Raw genomic sequence first — 217 nt, forward strand, 5'->3', positions numbered from 1 at the left:
GTTAATGGGTTCACTGTGATTGGTGTTGTGATTGTCTTACTTCCTGGTTGTCCTTCTTGTTTCACTCGCTCTTCACCAGGTTGTAACTTCGGATTAAATTCACGTTTTGTTTCAAACGGTATCTCTACTGTTTTTGTTTCTGGTGTACCCGTTTTTGGTCCGTGTTTAATCACATCATCCACTGGCTCTTCGATCACTTTTCCTGTGTCTGGATTCT

General features: G+C 41.5%; 1 protein-coding gene. It reads right to left on the reverse strand.

Annotation, left to right across the window (positions count from 1 at the left end):
* On the reverse strand, window positions 1-217 hold a 217-nt coding region (locus IDG65_RS15195), incomplete at both ends, for a G5 domain-containing protein (protein WP_206174286.1).

The sequence above is a fragment of the Staphylococcus sp. EG-SA-17 genome, assembly GCF_017151845.1.
Taxonomy (GTDB): Bacteria; Bacillota; Bacilli; order Staphylococcales; family Staphylococcaceae; genus Staphylococcus; species Staphylococcus aureus.